Below are 20954 nucleotides of genomic sequence, written 5' to 3'. Positions count from 1 at the left end.
TTCCCCCTTCGGACTATGTATTTGGTGGTGACCAAGTCTGCTGTCAACCACCGCATCTGGTGTAATCATGCGCCCGTGATCTGGTGGGGGCAAGGGCAGATTGTTTTACATTTGCTCCGCCGCGTTAACCCGGGCTAACGGCATTTAGCTTCAGATCGGCTCAATGTCACCCTGCGCCCGCTGGGCATGAAACTCGGCAACGAAGGCCGACAGCCTTTGCCCGGCAATCGCATCGCGCAAGCCCTGCATCAGCACCTGATAATAATGCAGATTGTGCCAGGTCAGCAGCATCGAGGCGATGATCTCACCCGATTTGAACACATGATGTAGATAAGCGCGGGAGTAATTCGCGCAGCACGGGCAGCCGCAGCCCTCATCCAACGGCCTCGGATCATCCATATGCCGCGCGTTCTTGATATTGACCTGTCCGCGAGGCGTCCACGCCTGCCCAGTCCGCCCGGACCGCGATGGCAACACGCAATCCATCATATCAATGCCGCGCTCGACCGCGCCCACAATATCATCGGGCTTGCCCACCCCCATCAGATAGCGCGGCTTATCCGCAGGCAGCATCCCCGGCGCGTAATCCAACACGCCAAACATCGCCTCCTGCCCCTCGCCCACCGCCAAACCGCCCACCGCATAGCCATCAAAGCCAATCGCCGTCAGCGCGCGGGCCGATTCCTCGCGCAAATCCTGCGTCACCCCGCCCTGCATGATGCCAAACAACGCATGTCCAGGCCGGTCGCCAAACGCATCGCGGCTGCGCTGCGCCCACCGCATTGACAGCGCCATCGATTTTGCCACCTCGGCATCCGTCGCAGGCAGCGCCGGACATTCATCGAAACACATCACTATGTCAGAGCCCAAAAGCTTTTGAATCTCCATGCTGCGCTCAGGGCTCAGCATGTGCTTTGATCCATCAATATGGCTTGAAAACCGCACGCCTTCTTCCGTCAGCTTGCGCAGGGCGGCCAGAGACATCACCTGAAAGCCGCCCGAATCCGTCAGAATGGGCCGCTCCCAGTTCATAAATTTATGCAGCCCGCCCAAATGCGCGATCCGCTCCGCCGTGGGCCGCAGCATCAGATGATAGGTGTTGCCCAGCAGAATATCGGCCCCGGTGGCGCGCACCGAGTCCGGCAGCATCGCCTTCACCGTCGCCGCCGTCCCCACTGGCATGAAGGCGGGCGTGCGAATGTCCCCGCGCGGGGTGCGGATCACGCCGGTGCGCGCCGCGCCATCGGTCGCCTGTAAATCAAAGCCGAATTTTGTCATGCTGGACCCCTGTAAGCGTTGCCCTTCTGCGGGAATACGGGCAGAAAGTGAAGGGGGATGCGCGCCCAAGTCGAAGCCTGCCCGTGGAAAGTACATATGTCCGACACGCCCCCCCGCCCGTCTCAAACGCGCCTCACCGCCGAAACCCGCCGCAAGCACATCGCGGAAGCCGCCCTCCGCGCCTTGCAAACCCACGGCCACGCGGGGTTAACCGCCCGCAAGGTCGCAGCCGAGGCCGGCCTGTCACTCGGCCATCTGACCTATCACTACAAAGACATGGCTGCGGTGATCTGCGCCGCTTTCCGCCTCGCCGCCGATCAGGTGCAAGAGGCGGGCCGCCGCGCGCTGATCCAACCGGGCGGCACCCCGTCCGAACGCCTTGACCGCTTTTTGCGCGCAGGCTTCACCACCGATCTGATGACCCCCGCCCACCTGCGCCTGAAGATCGACCTGTGGTCCGCCGCCCTGACACAGCCGGAAATCGCCTCGATCGAGCGCGCCCTCTACGACAGCCACCGCGATGCGCTGGAACGCCTGCTCGACCGCATGGCTGCAGGCTACGCCTTTGAGCGTATCCCCGCCGTCGCCGATCTGATCATGGCAACGCTCGACGGCCTCTGGCTCGATTGGCTGCGCCGGGGCGATGAATTGGCGGTGAAAAACGGGTTAGACGGCTGCGTGCTGTTCGCGCGGCTAAGGCTTGGCGGCAACTGACCGCCGCCAAACCCAATTTCAAAGAAAGCCGAAATTCGGGCGCGCGCCACATAAAACTCGCTAAAAATTACCTAAAATTTGCTTTCATCTTGGCCTAAATACTCCCGCCGGAGGCATCCAACAGCCCCGCCAAAAATCCCGTCTCAAAGCCAAACCGTTAAAAATCCCTTAACATGACCATGTCAACCTATTGATATAAAGTGATAAAAAAAGGTCTCGAGTTGGGACCTCACGCCACCTTGCTCGGAAACCGGCTTTCAAACCACTTGAACAGCAAAACAATCAACGCCGTGATCGCCATATAAGTCACCGCCAGCAACAACAGCGGCTCATAAACCACCAAAGTATCGCGCCGCACCCGTCCCGCCACATCATAAATATCCATGATGGTGATGGTCGAAATCAACGGAGTCGCCTTCAACTGCAACACAGTCTCGCCACCAATCGTCGGCAACACCCGCTGGATCGCCTGCGGCAACCAGATCCGCCGAAAGATCGTAAACCGCGGCATCCCCATCGCCCGCGCCGCCTCTAACTGACCATGCGGCACCGATTTGAACGCACCGCGCAACACCTCGCCCTCATACCCCGCCACCGACAGCGACAGTGCCAGCACCGCATAGGGCCAAGCCTGCCGCAGAATCGGCCAGAACGCAGAGTCCCGGATCCACGGAATCGACGGAAACAACGACCCGATCCCGTAATACAGCAGCCAGATTTGCATCAGCAGCGGCGTGCCCCGGATCACCGAGCAGAACACCCGCGCAGGCCAAGCCAGATAACGCGGCCCCGCCGCCTGCACAAAGCCAATCGGGATCGCCAACGCAAAGCCGATCACCATCGTCACCACCAGCATCCAGATCGTCTGCCACAACCCGCGCACGATCATCGACTGATATTTCGGGTTCGCCAGCCAGTCCCAACGCAAAGAATACACGCACCATGTGACCAGTGCCGCAGCAACCCCAATCATAATCACCCGGCGCAGGTTGAGAAAATCGCGCATCAGCCCCTCGCGTCGCGTTGGCCACGGCGCGCGATTTTCTCAAGCCGTCCAAACAGCAGGATTGAGACCAGCGAGATCGCCATGTAAAGCGCCATTGCCGCGCCATAAAACGTGAAAAACGCCTTGGTGGTGGCCGAGGCTTGAAACGTCGCCTTGGTCAGTTCGGTAAAGCCGATCACCGCCAGCAAAGCGGTGTCCTTGGTCGCGTTCAACCACAAGTTCCCCAAACCCGGTATCGCGTTTGAGGTCATCAGTGGCAAGGTAATCCGCCGCGCCAGCATCACCGGCGACATCCCCATCGCGCGGGCAGCCTCAATCTGCCCCTGTGGCACCGCAAGGATCGAGCCGCGCAAAACCTCAATCTGATAGGCCCCCTGCACCACCGCCAGCACCACAACGCCGGTGATGAATTGCGGCAGATTGATCCGCTCATAGCCCAGACCCAGCATCACCTCGTTCAAAAGCGCGGGCACAGCGTAATACAGGATTAAAATCAGCACCAATTCGGGCACCGCGCGCACAATGGTGGTGTAGACGGCCAGCAGATCCTTAGCGACCGGACCGCCGTAAAGTTTGCCAAACGCGCCCGAGACGCCAATACAAAACCCAATCGCATAAGCGCCAAGCGCGATCATCAGGGAATTGCCAAAACCCCAAAGCAGGGTTGCCCCCCAGCCGCAATCGCCAAAGCCAAGCAGAGTCAGGCTGGAAAGCTGTGCGGGCGGGGGGCAGACCATCAGTTTGCAGGACCGTAGATGTCGATGCTGAAGTATTTTTTGGTGATGGCATCATATTCGCCATCCGCGCGCACATCCGCAATCGCCTTGTTCAACGTCTCTTTCAGCGGATCGCCCTTGCGCAAGCCAAAGCCGACGCCACGCCCAAGAATGACCGGATCATCGGCGACATTGCCGACGTTTTCACAGCAAGCACCCGGTTCGGTTTTCAGGAAATCGGCGACCACGATCGAATCGGCGACAACCGCATCAATCCGGCCAGCCGCCAAATCCTGATAGGATTCGTCCGAAGTTTGATAGCTTTTCAACTCGGCATCCGGGAAGTGCGCCTGAACGTATGCTTCTTGGATGGTCGAGACCTGCACGCCGATGATTTTGCCGTTCAGCCCCTCAGCCGTTGGCAGGACGCCCGAGCCTTTGGCCGCCATCACAGCCGTCGGGGTGTTGTAATATTTGTCGGTGAAATCAATGCTCTTTTCGCGTTCTTCATTGATCGACATCGACGACATGATCACATCGATCTGCCCTGCGGTCAGCGCGGGGATGATGCCGTCCCAAGCGGTGGGCGTGATCACGCAATCAAGCGCTGCTTTTTTGCAAACGGCCCCCAGAAATTCGATCTCCCAACCGACCCAGTTGCCGCTGGCATCGGGCGAGGTGAACGGCGGGTAGGGCTCGGCTGCGACGCCGATTTTCAACGGTGCGGCAAGCGCAGTGGTGCCAAACAGCAATGATGCTGCGACCGCGATGGCTATTTTCTTCATAGTTAATCCTCACAAGTTGGTTTAAGTATCCGGGTTAACCCACGGTTTTTAGGAACTGTTTTAGTCTTTCCGATTTCGGCGCACCAAACACTTCGGCGGGTGGGCCTTGCTCTTCGATCACCCCATTGTGCAGATAGATCACATGGCTTGCGACCTCGCGGGCGAATTTCATCTCATGCGTGACAAGCACCATGGTGCGGCCCTCGTTGGCCAAACCTCGGATCACTTGCAGCACCTCGCCGACCAGTTCGGGGTCAAGCGCAGAGGTTGGCTCGTCAAACAGCATCGCGCGCGGTTCCATACACAAAGCCCGCGCGATCGCGGCGCGTTGTTGCTGACCGCCCGACAAATAGGCCGGATAGGCCCCCTCTTTTTCCGCCAAGCCGACCCGTGCCAGCAGCTTGCGCGCCCGCGCCTCGGCCTCGGCGCGCGGCAATTTCAGCACATGCACCGGCACTTCGATCAGGTTTTCCAGCACGGTTTTATGGGTCCAAAGGTTGAAATTCTGAAACACCATGCCAAGGCTTTGCCGCAACCGCTCTAACTGGCGTCGATCCGAAGGCGTGCCATCGCCATGCATTGCAACGGCTTCGCCGCCGATCTCGATACTGCCGCCAGACGGAGTTTCCAGAAAGTTGATACAGCGCAGCATCGTTGATTTGCCCGAACCCGAGCCACCAATAATCGCCACCACGTCACCTTCGCAGGCTGTCAGCGATACGCCTTTCAACACCTCATGGGTGCCAAATGATTTGTGCAGACCAGCCACACGAATTGCGATGGGCTTTTCAGCCGTCGTTCCCTGAATCGGCATGTGTTTCCTGCCGTTATGATTTGAGCTATCAAATGCGCCGCCCCGGAATTGTGCAAGCGAATAATTTAGCGGCTACTTGTGGGCATCGCTGAAATTCATTCCATCGCGCGGAAAAACCGGGCGAACGCGCATTTATTCAGCGTCGCCTGCCTCTAGCGCCGCGCTGCGAGGGCATCGGCCAGCAGTCCGCGCACCAGATCAGGCGGCACATCTTCGGCCACAAACGCCGCGCCGATACCGCGCGCCAAGATAAACCGCAGCTTGCCGTCGATCACCTTTTTGTCCTGCCCCATCAGCGCCAGCAGCGCCTCGGGCCCCGGCAGATCGCCCTGGATGTCGGCAAGATCGGTCTTCATCCCCATCGCTTTCAGATGCGCGCGCACCCGACTGGGGGCTTCCTGCGCACAAAGCCCAAGCCTTTGGCTCAGCTCAAACGCCAGCGCACAGCCGATAGCGACACCCTCGCCATGCAACAGCCGATCTGAAAATCCGGTCGCCTTTTCAAGCGCATGGCAAAAAGTGTGCCCCAGGTTCAACAGCGCTCGCTCGCCTTCTTCCATCTCATCGCGGCTGACGATGCCCGCCTTCATCTCAACCGAGCGTGTCACCGCATATTGCCGCAAACCGACATCGCCCTGCGCCATCGCCGGAGCGTTGGTTTCCAGCCAATCATAGAACCGCACATCGCCGAGCAGGCCGTATTTCACCACTTCGCCATAGCCCGCCAGAAAATCACGCGGGGCTAAAGTGCCCAGCACATCAATATCTGCCAGCACCAAACTCGGCTGATGAAACGCGCCGACAAGGTTCTTGCCCTGTGGCGTGTTGATCCCGGTTTTACCGCCGACAGAACTGTCCACCTGCGCCAGAAGCGTGGTTGGAATCTGCACAAACCGCACCCCCCGCCGCAGCACGGCCGCAGCAAATCCAACCAGGTCACCCACCACGCCGCCGCCAAACGCCACCACCACATCACGGCGCTCAATCTTCTGCTCCAGCAGCCATTCCACAACACGCGCGAATTGCTCCCAGCCCTTAGAGCCCTCGCCCGGTGGGATGGTCAGCGCGGTCATGGTGATGCCTTCGGTCTCAAACGCCTTCGCCAGATCCATCAGATGGCAGGCCGCAACGGTGTCATCGGTGATCACGGCGACTTTTCGGCGATGCAGCAAAGGCGCGATCTGGCGGCCCGCCTGTGCGATCAGGCCTTGGCCGATACGCACATCGTAACTGCGCGATCCAAGATCGACATTGACCACATTCAGGCTCATCCTAGATCCTTTCCAGCACGTCCGCGCGGGTGCTCAACGCTTCGACCACCCGCTGCGCCATATCCTCAACCGACAACTCCGCAGAGGAATCGACCACCAGATCGGCCATCTGGTAGAAGGGAAGCCGGGCGTCGTAAAGCCCGCGCAAAGTTTCGCGCGGATTTGAGGTGCGCAGCAAGGGCCGCGTCGTTTTGTGGCGCACACGCTGCCAGAGCAGCTCCAGATCGGCGCGCAACCAGACCGAAACGCCCGCCTCAAGGATCAGCGCGCGGTTGTCTTGCGACAGATACGCCCCGCCGCCGGTCGACAGGATGCAGGGCGCGCCGCGCAGAAGGCGGGCGATCACTTCAGTTTCGCGCGCACGGAAAAACGCCTCGCCGTCACGCGCAAAAATTTCAGCGATAGAGCGATCTGCCGCGCGCACAATCTCTTCGTCCGAATCAACGAAGGGCACGCCCAGCAGACGCGCCAATGCGGTGCCGACAGCAGTTTTGCCTGCCCCCATCATCCCGACCATCACCACGGTTTTTTTCAGCGGCACTGTTTTATCCCTGTCTGGCTTGATTTACAGCGCGCAAATGGCGCATCGCCGCCCAAGTCAAATCTTTGTTCCCTAAATGGCGTGAACTCGGCGCAGATGCCATATATAATATGCACTGTGCTGCGATGCAGCGTAGAACAACAACAATCGCGCGGGGTAAACCTGCGGCAGCAGTAAAGGCAAAGCGGGCATGGGGCGTCTGATCAAGGTTTTGGTGTTTTTGGCGGTGCTTGGCTTCATTGGGCTTACGGGTTACGCTTATCTCGCGGATCTTTCTCCGACCGCATCCGAGGTAAAGCTGCCGGTGACCCTGAATGTCGATTAACCACCTCGGCCTCTGCGTGGCTTTGGCACTTGCGCTGCCAACAGCCGCTGGTGCCGAGAAAAAGCCGTTGTCCGCCATCGACTGGCTGTCGCAATCGGTCAAAACGCCAATGCCGAAAGGCAGCGTCGCCCCCCGCACCCCGACACAGTCGGTCAGTGCCGCGGTGAAAAATGGCACGCAGGCCAATCTGCCCCCGGTGGCGAATGAGCCGAAAGTCACCACCGATGCGTTGCCCGACCAAGTGGCGACCACCGTGCTGGGCGGCACCTCGCTGGATGCAGTCGGACTGTTGCCGCCGCGGGTGACTGGATTTCCACATGATCTGTGGGGCATCGGTCACAGTGCCGAGATTGCCACCGATATCGCCGAGGCAGGCCAAGGTGATGTGCCCGCGCTGCAATCCTTGTTGATGACGCTGCTGCTGGCTGAGGCGGACGCGCCCGCAGATTCGTCAGGTTCGGGTGATTTGCTGATCGCACGGATCGACAAGCTGTTGACGATGGGAGCTTTGGATCAGGCGCAGGCGCTGATTGCGGCTGCGGGGGCAACCAGTTCGCCCGAATTGTTCCGCCGCAGTTTTGACGTGGCCTTGCTGACCGGTGAAGAAGACAAAGCCTGCGAGGTGTTGAAATCCGCCCCCGGACTTGCGCCGACCCTGACCACCCGGGTGTTCTGTCTCGCGCGCGCGGGCGACTGGAACGCGGCGGCCCTAACCCTGCGCACCGCACAGGCTTTGGGCAATATCAGCACCGCGGATGATGCCCTGCTGTCGCGCTTTCTCGACCCTGATCAGTTTGATGGCGAGCCGATGCCGCCCGCGCCAAAGCCGATCACCCCCCTCGTCTGGCGCATCTATGACGCGTTGGGTGAACCCTTGCCCACCGCCACCCTGCCCCCGGCCTTTGCCCATGCAGATCTGTCTGACCATGCCGGATGGAAATCTCAGATCGAGGCTGCCGAGCGGCTGTCGCGTGCGGGGGCTATCACGCCGAACGTCCTGCTCGGTCTCTATACCGACCGCGCGCCTGCGGCCTCGGGCGGGGTTTGGGACCGCGCCGATGCGTTTCAGCGCTTTGATGCCGCGCTGACCAAGCGCGATGCGGCAGCAGTCGAGCAACGCCTGCCGCTGGCCTATGCCCGGATGCGCGATGTCGAGGTGGAAGTGCCATTCGCCACCCTGTTCGCGGGGCCGCTTGCGACCCTGCATTTGACAGGCGATGCGGCGCGGATCAGCTATGAGTTGGGTCTGCTTTCGCCGGAATATGAGCGCCTTGCCAAATCCCCCAATAGGGCAACCGACGCGCGCAGTGTGTTTATGGCGGGCCTGGCTGCCGGATCTGTCAAGGGCCTGATCGCCCCTGACAGCATGGCCCTCGCGATTGCCCCCGCCTTCACCGATCCGCAACTGCCCGCAGATATTGCAGAGTTGATCGCGCAAAAGCGGGTGGGAGAGGCGATGTTGCAAGCGATGATCCGCATCGAATCCGGTCTGCGTGGCGAATTGGTGAAGGTCACCGAGGGCCTATCGGTGCTGCGCAAACTTGGGCTTGAAGTCATCGCCCGACGCACAGCCTTGCAGTTGATGCTTTTGGAACGGCGCGGATAAATGCCTTCTCCTGCCAGCATTGCCCCCACCCATCCCGACAGTTGGATTTCCAGCTTTCTCGCCGCACAGGCCGCCGATCTTGGGGCTGCAAAAAACACCCAACTGGCCTATGGCCGCGACTTGAAGGATTTCGCCGATTGGCTGTCGCGCCATGCCAGCAGCTTTGCCGCGGCAGGCCGCGATCAGGTCGAGGCTTATCTGGTATTTTGTGATGCTCAGGGTCTGTCGAAAGCCACCCGCGCGCGCAGGCTGTCGGCGATCCGCCAGCTTTACCGCTTTGCACACGAGGAAGGTTGGCGCGACGACAACCCCGCCCTGCGCATCAAAGGCCCCGGGGCCAGCCAGCGCTTGCCCGGCACGCTGTCGTTGCCCGAGGTGGAGCGTCTGCTGGATGCCGCCCGCCGCAAGGGCCGATCCGTGCCCGAACGCTTGCGCAACTGTGCTTTGGTCGAACTGCTTTATGCAACGGGCATGCGGGTGTCCGAACTTGTCGGCCTGCCGGTGGCCGCCGTGCGCGGCAATCCGAAGATGATCCTGGTCAAAGGCAAGGGCGACAAAGAACGCATGGTGCCGCTGTCGCCCCCCGCCCGCGCGGCGGTGCAGGAATGGCTCGCCGAACGCGATGCGCAGGAAGATGCTGGGCGTAAGCTGGGCAAGCCTGCCTCAAAGCAGCTGTTTCCCGGCCCCGGCGTCGATGGCCATCTGACCCGCCAGCATTTCTATTTGCTGATCAAGGACATCGCGGTGCAGGGTGGCGTTGATCCCAGCACAGTCACCCCCCACACCCTGCGCCATGCCTTTGCAACGCATCTTCTGGCGGGCGGTGCCGATCTGATGGTGATCCAAGCCCTGCTGGGGCACGCCGATGTCGCCACCACCGAGATTTACACCCATGTTCTGGATGAGGACCTGCGCCGTCTGGTGCTGACGCATCACCCCCTCGCCACAGGCAAACCGGGCACATGATGCACAACCTTTGGATTTACGCGCTGATCCTTGCCACGCTTGCCGCAGCAGCCCTTCTGGCCGCCGTGATTGCCGCCGTGCAAAACCTGCCACATGGCCGCGCCGCGGTGCATTCCGCAGCCGCAGCCAAGCTGATCGCGCGCGGTAAGATGGGGCTGATGACGCTGCGGCTTGCCCATAGCCTGACCGCGCTTGCCGCACTTTCCGGCCTGCTGTGGCAAGCCCGCGACTGGACAGGCTTCGATTTCGCGTGGCTGACCTTTGCTGCAGGGATCGCGCTGTCATTGTTGGGCCGCATCATCCCCTCGGCCCTCGGCACCGCTACGCCTGAATTCACCCTTGCCCGTCTCAGCCGGTTCGGCCTGATCGCCGCATGGATATTCGCGCCCCTCGCGGCCCTGATGCAGATCCTGAAGCAAGCCGCCCTGCGCGGCTTTGGCCTGACCTTCGATCTGGCCGAGCAGCATGATGCCCTGCGCGACGACATCGCGGGTGCCATTGCTTTGGGTCATTCTGGCGGGGCTATGCAAAAGGAAGACCGCGACCGTCTGCTGGGGGCGTTGGATCTTTCCGACCGCACGGTCGAAGAAATCATGCGCCATCGCCGCCAGATCGAGATGATCAACGCCGATGATCCGCCCGGCGATATCATCAGCCAAATGCTCGCCTCGCCACATTCGCGTCTGCCGGTCTACCGCGATGAGACCGAGAACATCCTTGGCCTCGTCCACACCAAGGATCTGTTGCGCGAACTCGACCGCCTGCTGCGCGGCGATGCCCCCGAAGGGCTGGAAAGCCTTGATATTCTGAAGGTCGCCAAGAAGCCCTATTTCATCCCCAACACCACCAACTTAGACGAACAAATGCGCGAGTTCCTGAAACGGCGCACGCATTTCGCTTTGGTGGTTGACGAATACGGCGGGTTGCAGGGCTTGATTACGTTGGAAGATATCCTGGAAGAAATCGTCGGCGATATCACCGATGAATTTGATGTTGTCGCGCGCGACGCGGGGCTTAAGCGCGATGCCAATGGTGATTATCTGATCGACGGGGCGATGACGATCCGCGATCTGAACCGCGCCACGGATTGGCAACTGCCCGATGCCGAGGCCAATACCCTCGCAGGTCTGGTGATCCACGAGGCCCAGATGATCCCGTCTGAGGGTCAGGTTTTCCACTTCCACGGTTTCCGCATCGAAGTGGCGCAACGTCGAGAAAACCGCATCACCAAGCTCAAACTGCGGCCGATGACAAAGCTGACATGAAGCGATTTTTGCGTGTCAGGTTTCACTGCGCGCGCCAAAGGGTTCGCGCAGCGCGATCCGCTTGCTCAGAAACCGCGTTAGACGATCATCAGCGCATCAGCCAGGCCAACCGTCGACGTGACCCCCGTAAGCGTGATGACTTCATTCGCGCTGAACTCAAACACCACCGTACCCGCCACCACATGCGCAAACTGCGAAACAACTTGCTGCGTGCTTAATGCAGCGCTGCCCCAGATCAGATCATCGAACTGCAGGCGATCCCCCGCTGATTTCGCAAAATCTGTCAAAGTATCGCGGCCGAAATTATTGCCAAAAATGAACGTGTCCCCTCCCGCATTGCCGGACAACATGTCATTTTCAGCCCCGCCCTCGATCCGATCAGCGCCGTTTCCGCCCAGAAGTGTATCGTTGCCTAGGCCACCAATCAGATAATCATTGCCGTTCATCCCCCTGAGCACATCTCTTCCCGCCACACCATCCATGCGATTGGCACCTGCGTTTCCGGTCATCACGTTGTCATTGGCGTTGCCGCCAGCCGTAAGACCGGCGTTGCCAAGCAGGCTTACGTGGTTCAGGCCAAGTTTAAGCGTGATGGCGCCAGACGAAAGCAAGGTGTTCTGATTGACAATATCGACCTTCACATTTCCACTCCCCATCCCGATGGTGAATGAATAGCTGAGTGCCCCAAGCTGGCCGGTCACAGCCACCGCCGAAGCTGCCGTCAGTGCAAGCGCATAACCGCCCGCCACGGCACTGGCTACCGACTTTCCTTGGGCCGCAATAGTGGCGCTCCCAACGCCTTCCCCGATCGAATAGAAACTATTTCGGTCAGTGTCACTGTAAATGACTCCCGTCAGGAAAGCAGTGGTTGCCGCGGGCCTGCCAAATAATTCGGTCAACATCGAAGAGTTGTAGCTCCCCCCGCTTTGGGTGAAACTGCCGTACTCTTGCGCGATGCCAATCTCTTGGTAGCTGCCATTCAGCATATTCTGGCGGTGGCCCGTCGTGCTGAGAAACAGGCTCTGATGGTGCGCTGCGATTGCGGCGTTCAGATCCAGCGTTCCGGTTGAACCGCGCCACGAGATGTTCTCGCCGACACCCGACCAGCCATAGCCCGCCTGCGCCGCGCGATCCCAAGGTTGCGAGCCGCCTCTGCCGGTATGCGAAAACACATCCGCCGCCAGCATCCATTGCGAATGGCCAATCGCCGCGTTTTCCAACAGGGCGTTGGGGGCAAGCACCTGCTTAGAGGCGGTCGAGATCGTGCCCGCTGCAAGCCCCGCGTTCAGATCAATGCCATAGCGCGCAGCCTCGCCCGCCGGGTCAAGTCGCGCCCGGTTGATCAGTTCCAGCAAATATTGCTCTGCAGCCGTTAAAGCCATTGCGGCCTCCCTATTTCAAAGCAGACCCATAGAACCTGCCGGACGAATAAGGCGAAGCCGCGACGAGAATGTGTCAGCGGCTGCGGAACAGCGACCCTAGCACACCACGGATCACCGCTTGCCCAGTTTTAGAGCCCAGACTTCTAGCAAAGCTTTTCGCAAAAGTCTCGCCGATCGAATCGGATCGGCTGGAGTTTGCCTTCTTGGGGGTGGCAGAGGTGGTCCGCCCGGCACTTCCGCCATCATAACGGCGGGCGTTGCGGAACTCGGACTCGGCTTGATCTGCCTGCTGCTGGCTTTGCGTCTCGGCGGCGTTGGCCTCTTGTGCGGCGTGTTCAGCGCGGATGCGCAGGCGTTCATAGGCGCTGTCACGGTCAACCACTGTGTTGTATTTCGCCCCCATCGGCGAAGCCGCGATCAACTGCGCACGCAAGGCCGGATCAATCGGCCCAAGTTGCGACGACGGCGGGCGCACCAATGTGCGTTCGGCCACACCCGGAATACCCTTGGCCTCCAGAAACGAGGTCACGGCCTCGCCCGTGCCGACATCGCGGATCGCATCTTCGATGGCGAAACGCGGATTGGGGCGATAGGTTTCAGACGCCAGTTTCAGGTCTTTCTGATCCTTGGCGGTGAATGCGCGCAACGCATGCTGCACACGGTTGCCCAACTGTCCCAGAATCATCTCGGGCACGTCGGCGGGGTTCTGGGTGATGAAATACACGCCCACGCCTTTCGAGCGGATCAGCCGCGCCACCTGCTCGACCTTGGCCACCAAAGCTTTCGGCGCGTCGGCGAACAACAGATGCGCCTCGTCGAAGAAAAACACCAGTTTTGGCTTATCCGGGTCGCCAACTTCGGGAAGGTTTTCGAACAATTCCGACAACAGCCACAGCAGGAAGGTCGCGTACAGCCGGGGCGAATTCATCAGCTTTTCCGCCGCCAGAATGTTGATCATCCCCGCGCCATTGCCATCGCAACGCATCAGGTCGGCCAGATCCAGCGCAGGTTCGCCAAACATCTCGGCGGCACCTTGATTCTCCAGCACCAACAAACGCCGCTGGATCGCCCCGACGGAAGTAGGCGAGACCAGACCGAAGCGGCCCGAAATCTCGGTCGCATGTTCGGCGACAAACGCCAGCAAAGCTTGCAGGTCTTTCAGATCGAGCAGCGGCAGTTTTTCCTCATCCGCCAACCGGAACGCCACGTTCAGCACGCCCTCTTGCGGTTCGGACAATTCAAGCAGGCGCGACAGCAGCAGCGGCCCCATCTCGGCCACAGTGGCACGGATCGGATGGCCTTTTTCGCCGAACATATCCCAGAATGTCACCGGAAAGCTGCGGTATTGCAGATCAAGCCCGATGGTGGCGGCGCGCTTCATAAAGCTGTCATGCAGTTTTTGGCTGGTGGAGCCTGCGGCACCGAGGCCCGAAAGATCGCCCTTCACGTCGGCCATGAACACCGGGACACCTTCTGCCGAAAACCCCTCGGCCAGCACTTGCAAGGTGACGGTTTTACCCGTGCCGGTGGCGCCTGCGATCAACCCATGGCGGTTGCCGTATTTCAGCAGCAGGCTCTGGCCCACACCATAAGCTTCGCCGCCGCCGCCCACAAAAATCGTCTCGCCCATGCTGCCACCTTTTGCATGATCCAAAGTTGCTTGACGGCAACCGTTCTTGGCCAAAATACATTGTTAACCTAACTCTGCCAGTCTCGATCTTACCGCAAACATGCTTCGGTGTTTGTTGTGGTGACGTCCTCCCTGTCAGACTGCCGCGCTGATCAAACAGCGCGGCTTTTTTCCATCGCAAGACTGTCACAATCGGTTACAATTCCAGTTGACGCGGATTTGAAAGCGCCGTAGCGTTTGCGTCATAAGTCGGCCAGTCCGGCAGGGAGAATAAAAAACTGGAAAAGGGGTCGGGTATCCGGCCCTTTTTTTATTTTAGAACAACTGGTTAGCAGGATCGCTTCAGGGATGATCGCGGCAGCCTTTTTTCGCCCATGCGCGCGAAGACGTGAAGTTTTTTCCCGCTGACTTCCTGGCTTTGCCATGCTATTGCCCAGCCAAACAATCATGAAAGAGACAGTGATGTCGATGACCACTCTGCACCGTTCCCTCGCGTTTTCGCTCGGTCTGGCCTTTGCTGCCGCGACATTCCCGGCCCTCGCGCAAGAGGCAGCACCGGCTGATCCTGCCCCGGCTGCAACGGTGGACACCACCGCTCCGGCGGCCGAAGATCTGAACATGGGCATCGACCCCAACACGCCGCCCGCGCCGCTGACGCAGGAAGCTGCCGCAGAGGGTCAGATTTACCAACTCGCCAGTTTCGATGCATGGGCGCAGCGCTGCACCAAGATGAAAGACGGCTCGGACCCTTGCGAGTTGTATCAGCTGCTGAAAGACAAAGACGGCACCAACGTGGCTGAAATCAGCATGTTCGCGCTGCCCGCTGGTGGCAAAGCCGCTGCCGGTGCCACGATCATCGCGCCGCTGGAAACCCTGCTGACCGCCAATCTGGCGGTGTCGGTGGATGGCAGCAAAGCCAAAATCTACCCGTTCACCTTCTGCGCCCAACTGGGCTGCGTCGCACGCATCGGCTTCACGGCGGATGAAGTGGCACAGTTCAAAAAGGGCACCAAGGCCACGATCACCATCGTGCCTGCTGCGGCACCGGATCAAAAGGTTGAACTGGCTGTCGAGTTGAAGGGTTTCACCGCGGGCTACGAGGCCGTCGCCGCAACGATGCCAAAGCAGTAAGATCAAGGCCAGATCGCAAAAAGCCCGCCCCAGTTTGGGCGGGCTTTTTCATGCCATAGAGCCGCTTAAGCCTTTCAAGCGGAGTGTCTGACCACAACATCTTGTGCAAAAGCCAGCAATAATTCACAAATCACACAAGTCAGTCCCAGCTGGGAAAAACTTTCAGTCTACGCCATCTCTGCAAAAAGCCCGCCGTTACGCCGCTTTGCGCAACACCAGCACCGCATTCAGCCCGCCGAAGGCAAATGCATTCGACATCACCACATCGACGGGCACCTCGCGCGCCTGATTGGGCACCACGTCCAATGCACACTCAGGGTCCGCCACCTCGTAGCCAATCGTCGGCGCGATCACACCCTGCTGCAAGGCCATCAGGCAGGCGAGCAGCTCCACAGCCCCGGTGCCGCCGATCAGATGACCGTGCATGGATTTGGTCGAAGACAGCATCACGCTGTCCGCCGCAGGCCCGAACACCTGCGCAATCGCCGCACATTCGGTCTTGTCATTCGCCGCCGTGCCGGTGCCATGCGCGTTGATATAGCCCACGGCATCCGGGGCCACCTTGGCGTCGCGCAGCGCCAGCCGGATCGCCCGTGCAGCACCTTCTTGCGACGGCATCACGATGTCAGACGCATCCGAGGTCATCGCAAAGCCGATCACTTCGGCCAAAATCACCGCCCCGCGCGCGCGGGCATGGTCGTAATCTTCAAACACAAAGATCGCCGCGCCCTCGCCCTGCACCATGCCGCTGCGGTTCAGGCTGAACGGACGGCAGGCGGTTTGCGACATCACCCGTAACCCCTCCCACGCCTTGATGCCGCCAAAGCACAGCATCGATTCCGACCCGCCCGTGACCATCACCTGGGCCCCGCCACCCCGGATCGCCTGAAACGCCAGTCCCATCGCGTGATTGGAACTCGCACAGGCGGTTGAGACGGAAAAACTCGGGCCGCGCAGCCCAAACTGCATCGCCACATGGCTGGCCCCGGCACTGTTCATCAGTTTTGGCACCACGAAGGGATGCACCCGGTTTTTATCCTCGGCATAGACAGCACGGTAACTCTCGTCCCAAGTGTTGACGCCACCCGCCGCCGTGCCCAGCACGACGCCAGAGCAGTCACCAAGATCACCGTCAAAAACCAGCCCCGACTGCGCAATCGCCTGCTCTGCCGCCGTCAGCGTAAACTGGGTAAACCGGTCATACAGCGTGATCTGCTGGCGGCTGAACAAAGCCTCGGCATCCCAACCCTTCACCTGCCCGCCGATCTGGATGCTCAGCCGGTCCTTGTCGCGAATATCCAGCGCGCCAATGCCACAACGGCCTTCGGCAAAGGCTGCGTAGGTGCCCGCCACATCGCGCGCCAAGGCGTTGACCGTGCCTGCTCCGGTGATGACAACCCGCCTCATGCGGCTTTCTGAGTGATCAGGCCTTCGACCGCCGCCACAATCGAGGCCACCGAGGTCAGATCAAAGCCGCTTTTCGACGGCTCATTGGCGTTGAACGGCACGGAAATGTCGAAGGCTTCCTCAATTGCAAAGATCGTCTCCACCAGCCCCAGACTGTCGATGCCAAGGCTTTCAAGCGATTGCGCAGGGTCGATATCGGCCACATCCAACACCGCCTGCTCGGCAATAATCGCGATCACTTGATCTTGCACGCTGATCACTTGGCTTTGCATGTTCATCGGGTTTCCTTCCGTCACAGTTTACCTCGTTTAATCAACATCAGGTAACAGGGATATGGCTTTCTCCAATTCCGCCACGCGGGACGCCAGCCGAGGCAAGCGGCGCAGCGCCTTTTGTATCTCGACATGGGTTTCCATCTTGACCGCAGGATAGCCCAAAAGCACCCGGCCTGCAGGCGCATTGGTCAAAATTTTCGTGGCCCCGCCCGCAATCACATCATCGCCAACGAAGATATTGTCGCTGACCCCGACTTGTCCGCCAAGCACCACCCGGTCGCCGATCCGCGCCGAGCCCGCAATCCCCACCTGCCCGCACAGCAAACAATCGCGGCCCACTTGAACATTGTGCCCAATATGCACGAGATTATCGAGCTTGGTGCCCGAGCCGATGGTGGTATCGCGAATGGTACCACGATCAATCGCGACATTTGCACCAAGTTCCACATCATCGCCCAAGGCCACAGCGCCCAGAGAATGAATCCGCAGCCAACTTTGCGCCCGAATTTCGTCACGTTTGCCCAAACTGGCACGAATTTCTTCAACTCCGGATTTCTCGGGTGTCACGAAGGAAAAGCCATCCGCCCCCACCACCGCCCCCGGCTGGCAGATAAACCGATGCCCGATTGTCACCCGCGCGCCGATCCGTGCGCCCTGTAGGATCAGCGCGTCGTCACCAATCACAGCCCCTTCCGCAATCGAGACATGGCTGGCGATCCGCGCGCGCGCGCCAATCCGAACATCCGCCCCAATCACCACAAACGGGCCAATCGCAGCACCCACGCCAATAACGGCCGAAGCGTCCACCAACGCCATCGGATGCACCCCGGCCGCAATCACAGGCCCCGGATCCAGCATCACCGACAGCCCCGCCATCGCCAGCCGTCCGCGTGGCGCGAAAATCGCCGCTTTCAGCCCCAAACCCCGCCAATCCGCCCCCGGCCATAGCATCGCCGCCTGCGCCCGACCCTTTGCCAAACCGTCGCCATAGCGTGGGTCCATCGCCAAAGCCAAATCCTGCGGACCCGCACTTGCAGGTTCCGAGGCGCGCAAAACCATCAGGTCAAGATCGCCCTCTGCTTCAGCCCCTAAAGCCTGCGCAATGTCGCGGATCGTATGGGCCATGGTATCCTCCGGCGGTTTGCGGAAGGTTTAGCGCAGATAACCGGCAGCTTGAACCACAATTCTCATACCAGCCAAACGGATTCCCCGCAGGGAAATCACCTTGTTTCAATCGGCTATCCCAACGGGAAATCAGCCCTGCACCTCTGGCAAGGCCACCCCCGCCTCGGTCAGCGCTTCAAACAGCTTGGCATCGCGACCGTAGACATCGCGGCGATAAGCCATCCCGGTCTTGGTTGGCCAAGCGGTGTAGTAGACCAAATGCACTGGCACCGGCACTTCCAGCGAGACCGAGCTTTCGTTCTTGGCATCGAGGTGCTCTTGGAACAGGCCTTTCGGATCGCTGGTCTGCTTGGCAAGCAGGGTATAGGCGAAATCAAACGGGTCGCCCAAACGGATGCAGCCATGGCTGAAAGCCCGCACCTCATTGGCAAACAACGCTTTGGCGGGCGTGTCGTGCAGATAGATGTTGTAGGTGTTGGGGAACATGAACTTCACCTTGCCCAAGGCGTTGCCGTCCGAAGGCGGCTGGCGCAGGCCAAACGGGAAGCTTGATGCCGAATAAGCCGCGAAATTCACCGCCCCGCGCGGCACCACACGACCTCTGCCATCAATCACCTGCAAATGCCCGACCGCATTCGGGTTGCGCTGCAACATCGGCAGGTATTCTTTTACGATGATCGAGCGCGGCACACCCCAGCTGGGGTTTATCACCAGATATTCCATCTGATCGGAAAATTCCGGGCTGCGCATCTCGGGCGAGGCCTTGCCAACCACCACCCGCGTCTGAAACGAGACCCGGCCGTCATCGACGATTTCCGCCGTGAAATCTGCCTGATTGACCCAGATATGCCGCGCGCCAAGATCGGTATGCCCCATCCAACGCATCCGCTCCAGTGCCACGCTCACCGATTGCAAGCGCTCGGCTGGCGTTGTGTTCAGCGCTTCAATGGTGGACTCCCCCGCCACACCATCAGCGGCCAAGCCCTGATCCAACTGATAGCGTTGCACCGCGCGCTGCATCTGTCCGTCATAAATCGCGGTGGCCGAGCGGCCCATATAGCCAAGCTCGATCAACCGATCCCGCAGCGCCACCACCGCATCACTACTGTCGCCCGGCGAAAGTTTTGTCGCCGAAATTCCGATCAACGACGGCGCTTGCCGTTCCAGTCGCAACTTTTCCTTCACCAACCGGGCATATTCCGGGGCGTTTGGCAGCAGAGCACTCAGGTAAGCGTCGGGCGCAGGCGTGGCCGCGATTCCCGCCAGCAAGACAGCCGGATCAGGCCGAATGATCTCGCGCACAATCGTCGGATCAATCTTTTTCGGCGTCAAAGCGCCAGAACTTACATCGCGCGCATAAGACAGATAGGCGGTGGTCATCGCCACTTCCAAACGGCCCCGGTCGCCTTCCGTCACCGCCGCTTTCGCCAGCGCGATCAGAGCAGCCGGATCGTAGCGCTTTACCGGCAGGCCCTGCTCGTCAGCAGTCGCAAGCGCCATGATCAGCGCATGCCGCCGCGCCTGATCATTCGGGCCGGTCCACAGCGGTTGATAGCCATGGCCGCGATAAAACCCGGCGACCGCCTCATCTGCGGCCGAGGCTTCGGCCAAAGACCGTGTGAACGCATCGCTTTGCGCCAGAACCGGCGAGGTCCAAGCCAAGGCCACAGTCAAAGCGGTGGTGGCGGTCAGGCGGCGGATAACTCCGCAGGCGCGCGCGGAAAAGCTGATGTGCACGATGATTCCCATTGGTCGGGCCAAGCCCTGTCGCATCTGATAGTGATTTACTTTGAAAAGTTTGGGTGAAATCCCTGAAACTGTAAACTCGTGTTCGTGCATCTGGTCACGCAAGGGTCGCTACAACCGCCGTGATTGTCGCATATTCGCCACGAATAGCGCAGATACGGAAATCCCCACTTGGTTCCCTCATTTTCAGCAATTTTTTGCCTATTGCGGTCAGACTGGGATTCGGCGGCCAATCTGCTCTTTGGCTTCAACGCAAGCTGTGCCATAAGGTGCCCAGCACTTGGGGATGAAGTGACGAACAGAACCGCAACTTCAGGCGGTCAAAGACCAGCGACGGGACAGGCGCAAAGAATGGCGAATATGACTTCGAACGGGATCACGCGGCGTGGGCTGCTGGGCGTTTTTGCGGCAACTGCCGTGATCGCAGCACCGACATACTCCAATGCTTTCGGCCTTCTCAAGGGCGCGGGCGATATTCGACGGATCCGAATGTATTCGGGTCGCACCGGGGAAAGTATCGACACGATCTATTGGGTCGAAGGCGAATACATCCCGGAGGTTACAAAAGAAATCAATCACTTCATGCGCGATTGGCGTTCCGACGAAGTGGTTGGGATGGACCCGCGCAATTATGACATCATCGCAGCCGCACACCGCCTGCTCGATGTCCGCGAACCTTACATGTTGCTGTCGGGCTATCGCAGTCCTGCCACCAACGCCATGTTGAGCTCAAAGTCGCGCGGGGTCGCCAAGCACTCTTTGCACATGAAGGGTATGGCGGCTGATCTGCGGTTGAAATCGCGTTCCGTCAGCCAAATGGCCAAGGCGGCAGAGGCCTGTTCGGCGGGTGGTGTCGGGCATTATTACGGCTCTAACTTTGTGCATATGGATTGCGGTCCGGTTCGCACTTGGGGCGGCTAAGGCTGTTTTCCGCGCAAGGTCGATCAACGTTTAAGCAAAAAGGCGCCTAT

At 60.0% G+C, this 20954-nt stretch carries 21 protein-coding genes; 7 read left to right on the top strand and 14 right to left on the bottom strand.

What is annotated here, in order from left to right:
* Positions 1-150: 150 nt before the first annotated feature.
* Complete coding sequence (gene tgt, locus Q7V03_RS03680; protein ID WP_304924254.1) at positions 151-1278, bottom strand: tRNA guanosine(34) transglycosylase Tgt; 1128 nt, start codon at positions 1276-1278, stop codon at positions 151-153.
* 96 nt (positions 1279-1374) lie between these two features.
* Between tgt and Q7V03_RS03675 the strand changes: the two genes are divergently transcribed.
* Positions 1375-1992 carry a TetR/AcrR family transcriptional regulator gene (locus Q7V03_RS03675; RefSeq protein ID WP_304924253.1) on the top strand — a complete coding sequence of 206 codons (618 nt, stop codon included), beginning with the start codon at positions 1375-1377 and terminating at the stop codon, positions 1990-1992.
* Positions 1993-2221: 229 nt separating this feature from the next.
* On the opposite strand, the gene Q7V03_RS03670 is transcribed toward Q7V03_RS03675, so the two are convergent.
* The 6 genes from Q7V03_RS03670 to Q7V03_RS03645 all read right to left on the bottom strand — a co-directional run bounded on the left by Q7V03_RS03670 (position 2222) and on the right by Q7V03_RS03645 (position 7125).
* Positions 2222-2998, bottom strand: a complete 777-nt coding sequence (locus tag Q7V03_RS03670) for an ABC transporter permease (protein WP_304924252.1) — start codon at positions 2996-2998, stop codon at positions 2222-2224.
* A complete protein-coding gene (locus Q7V03_RS03665) occupies positions 2998-3735 on the bottom strand; it encodes an ABC transporter permease (RefSeq protein WP_304924251.1) in 738 nt (245 codons plus the stop codon). The genes Q7V03_RS03670 and Q7V03_RS03665 overlap by 1 nt, the downstream gene beginning before the upstream one ends.
* The gene (locus Q7V03_RS03660) at positions 3735-4499 is read right to left on the bottom strand and encodes a transporter substrate-binding domain-containing protein (protein ID WP_304924250.1); all 765 of its coding nucleotides are present in this window, start codon (positions 4497-4499) and stop codon (positions 3735-3737) included. Before Q7V03_RS03660 ends, Q7V03_RS03665 begins: the two co-directional genes overlap by 1 nt.
* Before the next feature lie 34 nt (positions 4500-4533).
* The gene (locus Q7V03_RS03655; protein WP_304924249.1) at positions 4534-5313 is read right to left on the bottom strand and encodes an ABC transporter ATP-binding protein; all 780 of its coding nucleotides are present in this window, start codon (positions 5311-5313) and stop codon (positions 4534-4536) included.
* A gap of 152 nt (positions 5314-5465) precedes the next feature.
* The gene (gene aroB / locus Q7V03_RS03650; protein ID WP_304924248.1) at positions 5466-6584 is read right to left on the bottom strand and encodes a 3-dehydroquinate synthase; all 1119 of its coding nucleotides are present in this window, start codon (positions 6582-6584) and stop codon (positions 5466-5468) included.
* Position 6585: 1 nt separating this feature from the next.
* Positions 6586-7125 (bottom strand): shikimate kinase, encoded by a 540-nt coding sequence (locus Q7V03_RS03645; RefSeq protein WP_304924247.1) that lies wholly within the window; start codon positions 7123-7125, stop codon positions 6586-6588.
* A 190-nt stretch (positions 7126-7315) separates the two neighbouring features.
* Here Q7V03_RS03645 and Q7V03_RS03640 point away from each other — a divergent pair, with 190 nt between their 5' ends.
* Genes Q7V03_RS03640 through Q7V03_RS03625 form a run of 4 tightly spaced genes read left to right on the top strand, consistent with a single transcriptional unit; the run spans position 7316 to position 11287 of the window.
* The gene (locus tag Q7V03_RS03640; RefSeq protein WP_304924246.1) at positions 7316-7450 is read left to right on the top strand and encodes a hypothetical protein; all 135 of its coding nucleotides are present in this window, start codon (positions 7316-7318) and stop codon (positions 7448-7450) included.
* A complete protein-coding gene (locus Q7V03_RS03635; RefSeq protein ID WP_304924245.1) occupies positions 7440-9056 on the top strand; it encodes a hypothetical protein in 1617 nt (538 codons plus the stop codon). Before Q7V03_RS03640 ends, Q7V03_RS03635 begins: the two co-directional genes overlap by 11 nt.
* Positions 9057-10022 (top strand): site-specific tyrosine recombinase XerD, encoded by a 966-nt coding sequence (locus Q7V03_RS03630; RefSeq protein ID WP_304924244.1) that lies wholly within the window; start codon positions 9057-9059, stop codon positions 10020-10022.
* Positions 10019-11287 (top strand): HlyC/CorC family transporter, encoded by a 1269-nt coding sequence (locus Q7V03_RS03625; protein WP_304924243.1) that lies wholly within the window; start codon positions 10019-10021, stop codon positions 11285-11287. Before Q7V03_RS03630 ends, Q7V03_RS03625 begins: the two co-directional genes overlap by 4 nt.
* 77 nt (positions 11288-11364) lie before the next feature.
* On the opposite strand, the gene Q7V03_RS03620 is transcribed toward Q7V03_RS03625, so the two are convergent.
* The 3 genes from Q7V03_RS03620 to Q7V03_RS03610 all read right to left on the bottom strand — a co-directional run bounded on the left by Q7V03_RS03620 (position 11365) and on the right by Q7V03_RS03610 (position 14775).
* The gene (locus Q7V03_RS03620) at positions 11365-12669 is read right to left on the bottom strand and encodes a CAP domain-containing protein (protein ID WP_304924242.1); all 1305 of its coding nucleotides are present in this window, start codon (positions 12667-12669) and stop codon (positions 11365-11367) included.
* Between the two features lie 73 nt (positions 12670-12742).
* On the bottom strand, positions 12743-14299 hold the full coding sequence (locus Q7V03_RS03615; protein WP_304924241.1) for a helicase HerA-like domain-containing protein: 1557 nt from the start codon (positions 14297-14299) through the stop codon (positions 12743-12745).
* 242 nt (positions 14300-14541) lie between these two features.
* Positions 14542-14775, bottom strand: coding sequence for a hypothetical protein (locus tag Q7V03_RS03610; protein WP_304924240.1), 234 nt, complete (start codon positions 14773-14775; stop codon positions 14542-14544).
* Here Q7V03_RS03610 and Q7V03_RS03605 point away from each other — a divergent pair.
* On the top strand, positions 14762-15430 hold the full coding sequence (locus tag Q7V03_RS03605) for an invasion associated locus B family protein (protein WP_304924239.1): 669 nt from the start codon (positions 14762-14764) through the stop codon (positions 15428-15430). The genes Q7V03_RS03610 and Q7V03_RS03605 overlap by 14 nt on opposite strands.
* Before the next feature lie 195 nt (positions 15431-15625).
* On the opposite strand, the gene Q7V03_RS03600 is transcribed toward Q7V03_RS03605, so the two are convergent.
* The 4 genes from Q7V03_RS03600 to Q7V03_RS03585 form a co-directional block, all read right to left on the bottom strand.
* Entirely contained in the window at positions 15626-16837 is a 1212-nt protein-coding gene (locus tag Q7V03_RS03600) for a beta-ketoacyl synthase (RefSeq protein WP_304924238.1), read from the bottom strand.
* Positions 16834-17115: an acyl carrier protein gene (locus Q7V03_RS03595; protein WP_370651070.1), complete on the bottom strand. Its 282-nt coding sequence runs from the start codon at positions 17113-17115 to the stop codon at positions 16834-16836. Before Q7V03_RS03595 ends, Q7V03_RS03600 begins: the two co-directional genes overlap by 4 nt.
* Positions 17116-17145: 30 nt before the next feature.
* Entirely contained in the window at positions 17146-18237 is a 1092-nt protein-coding gene (locus Q7V03_RS03590) for a UDP-3-O-(3-hydroxymyristoyl)glucosamine N-acyltransferase (RefSeq protein ID WP_304924237.1), read from the bottom strand.
* A gap of 129 nt (positions 18238-18366) precedes the next feature.
* The gene (locus tag Q7V03_RS03585; protein WP_304924236.1) at positions 18367-19986 is read right to left on the bottom strand and encodes a murein L,D-transpeptidase; all 1620 of its coding nucleotides are present in this window, start codon (positions 19984-19986) and stop codon (positions 18367-18369) included.
* A 357-nt stretch (positions 19987-20343) separates the two neighbouring features.
* Here Q7V03_RS03585 and Q7V03_RS03580 point away from each other — a divergent pair, with 357 nt between their 5' ends.
* Entirely contained in the window at positions 20344-20904 is a 561-nt protein-coding gene (locus Q7V03_RS03580) for a YcbK family protein (protein ID WP_370651072.1), read from the top strand.
* Positions 20905-20954: the final 50 nt, after the last annotated feature.

Source organism: Cypionkella sp. (assembly GCF_030652235.1).
Taxonomy (GTDB): Bacteria; Pseudomonadota; Alphaproteobacteria; order Rhodobacterales; family Rhodobacteraceae; genus Cypionkella.
The sequence above is the reverse complement of the archived record's forward strand: the minus strand, read 5'-3'. Positions and strand labels throughout refer to the sequence as shown.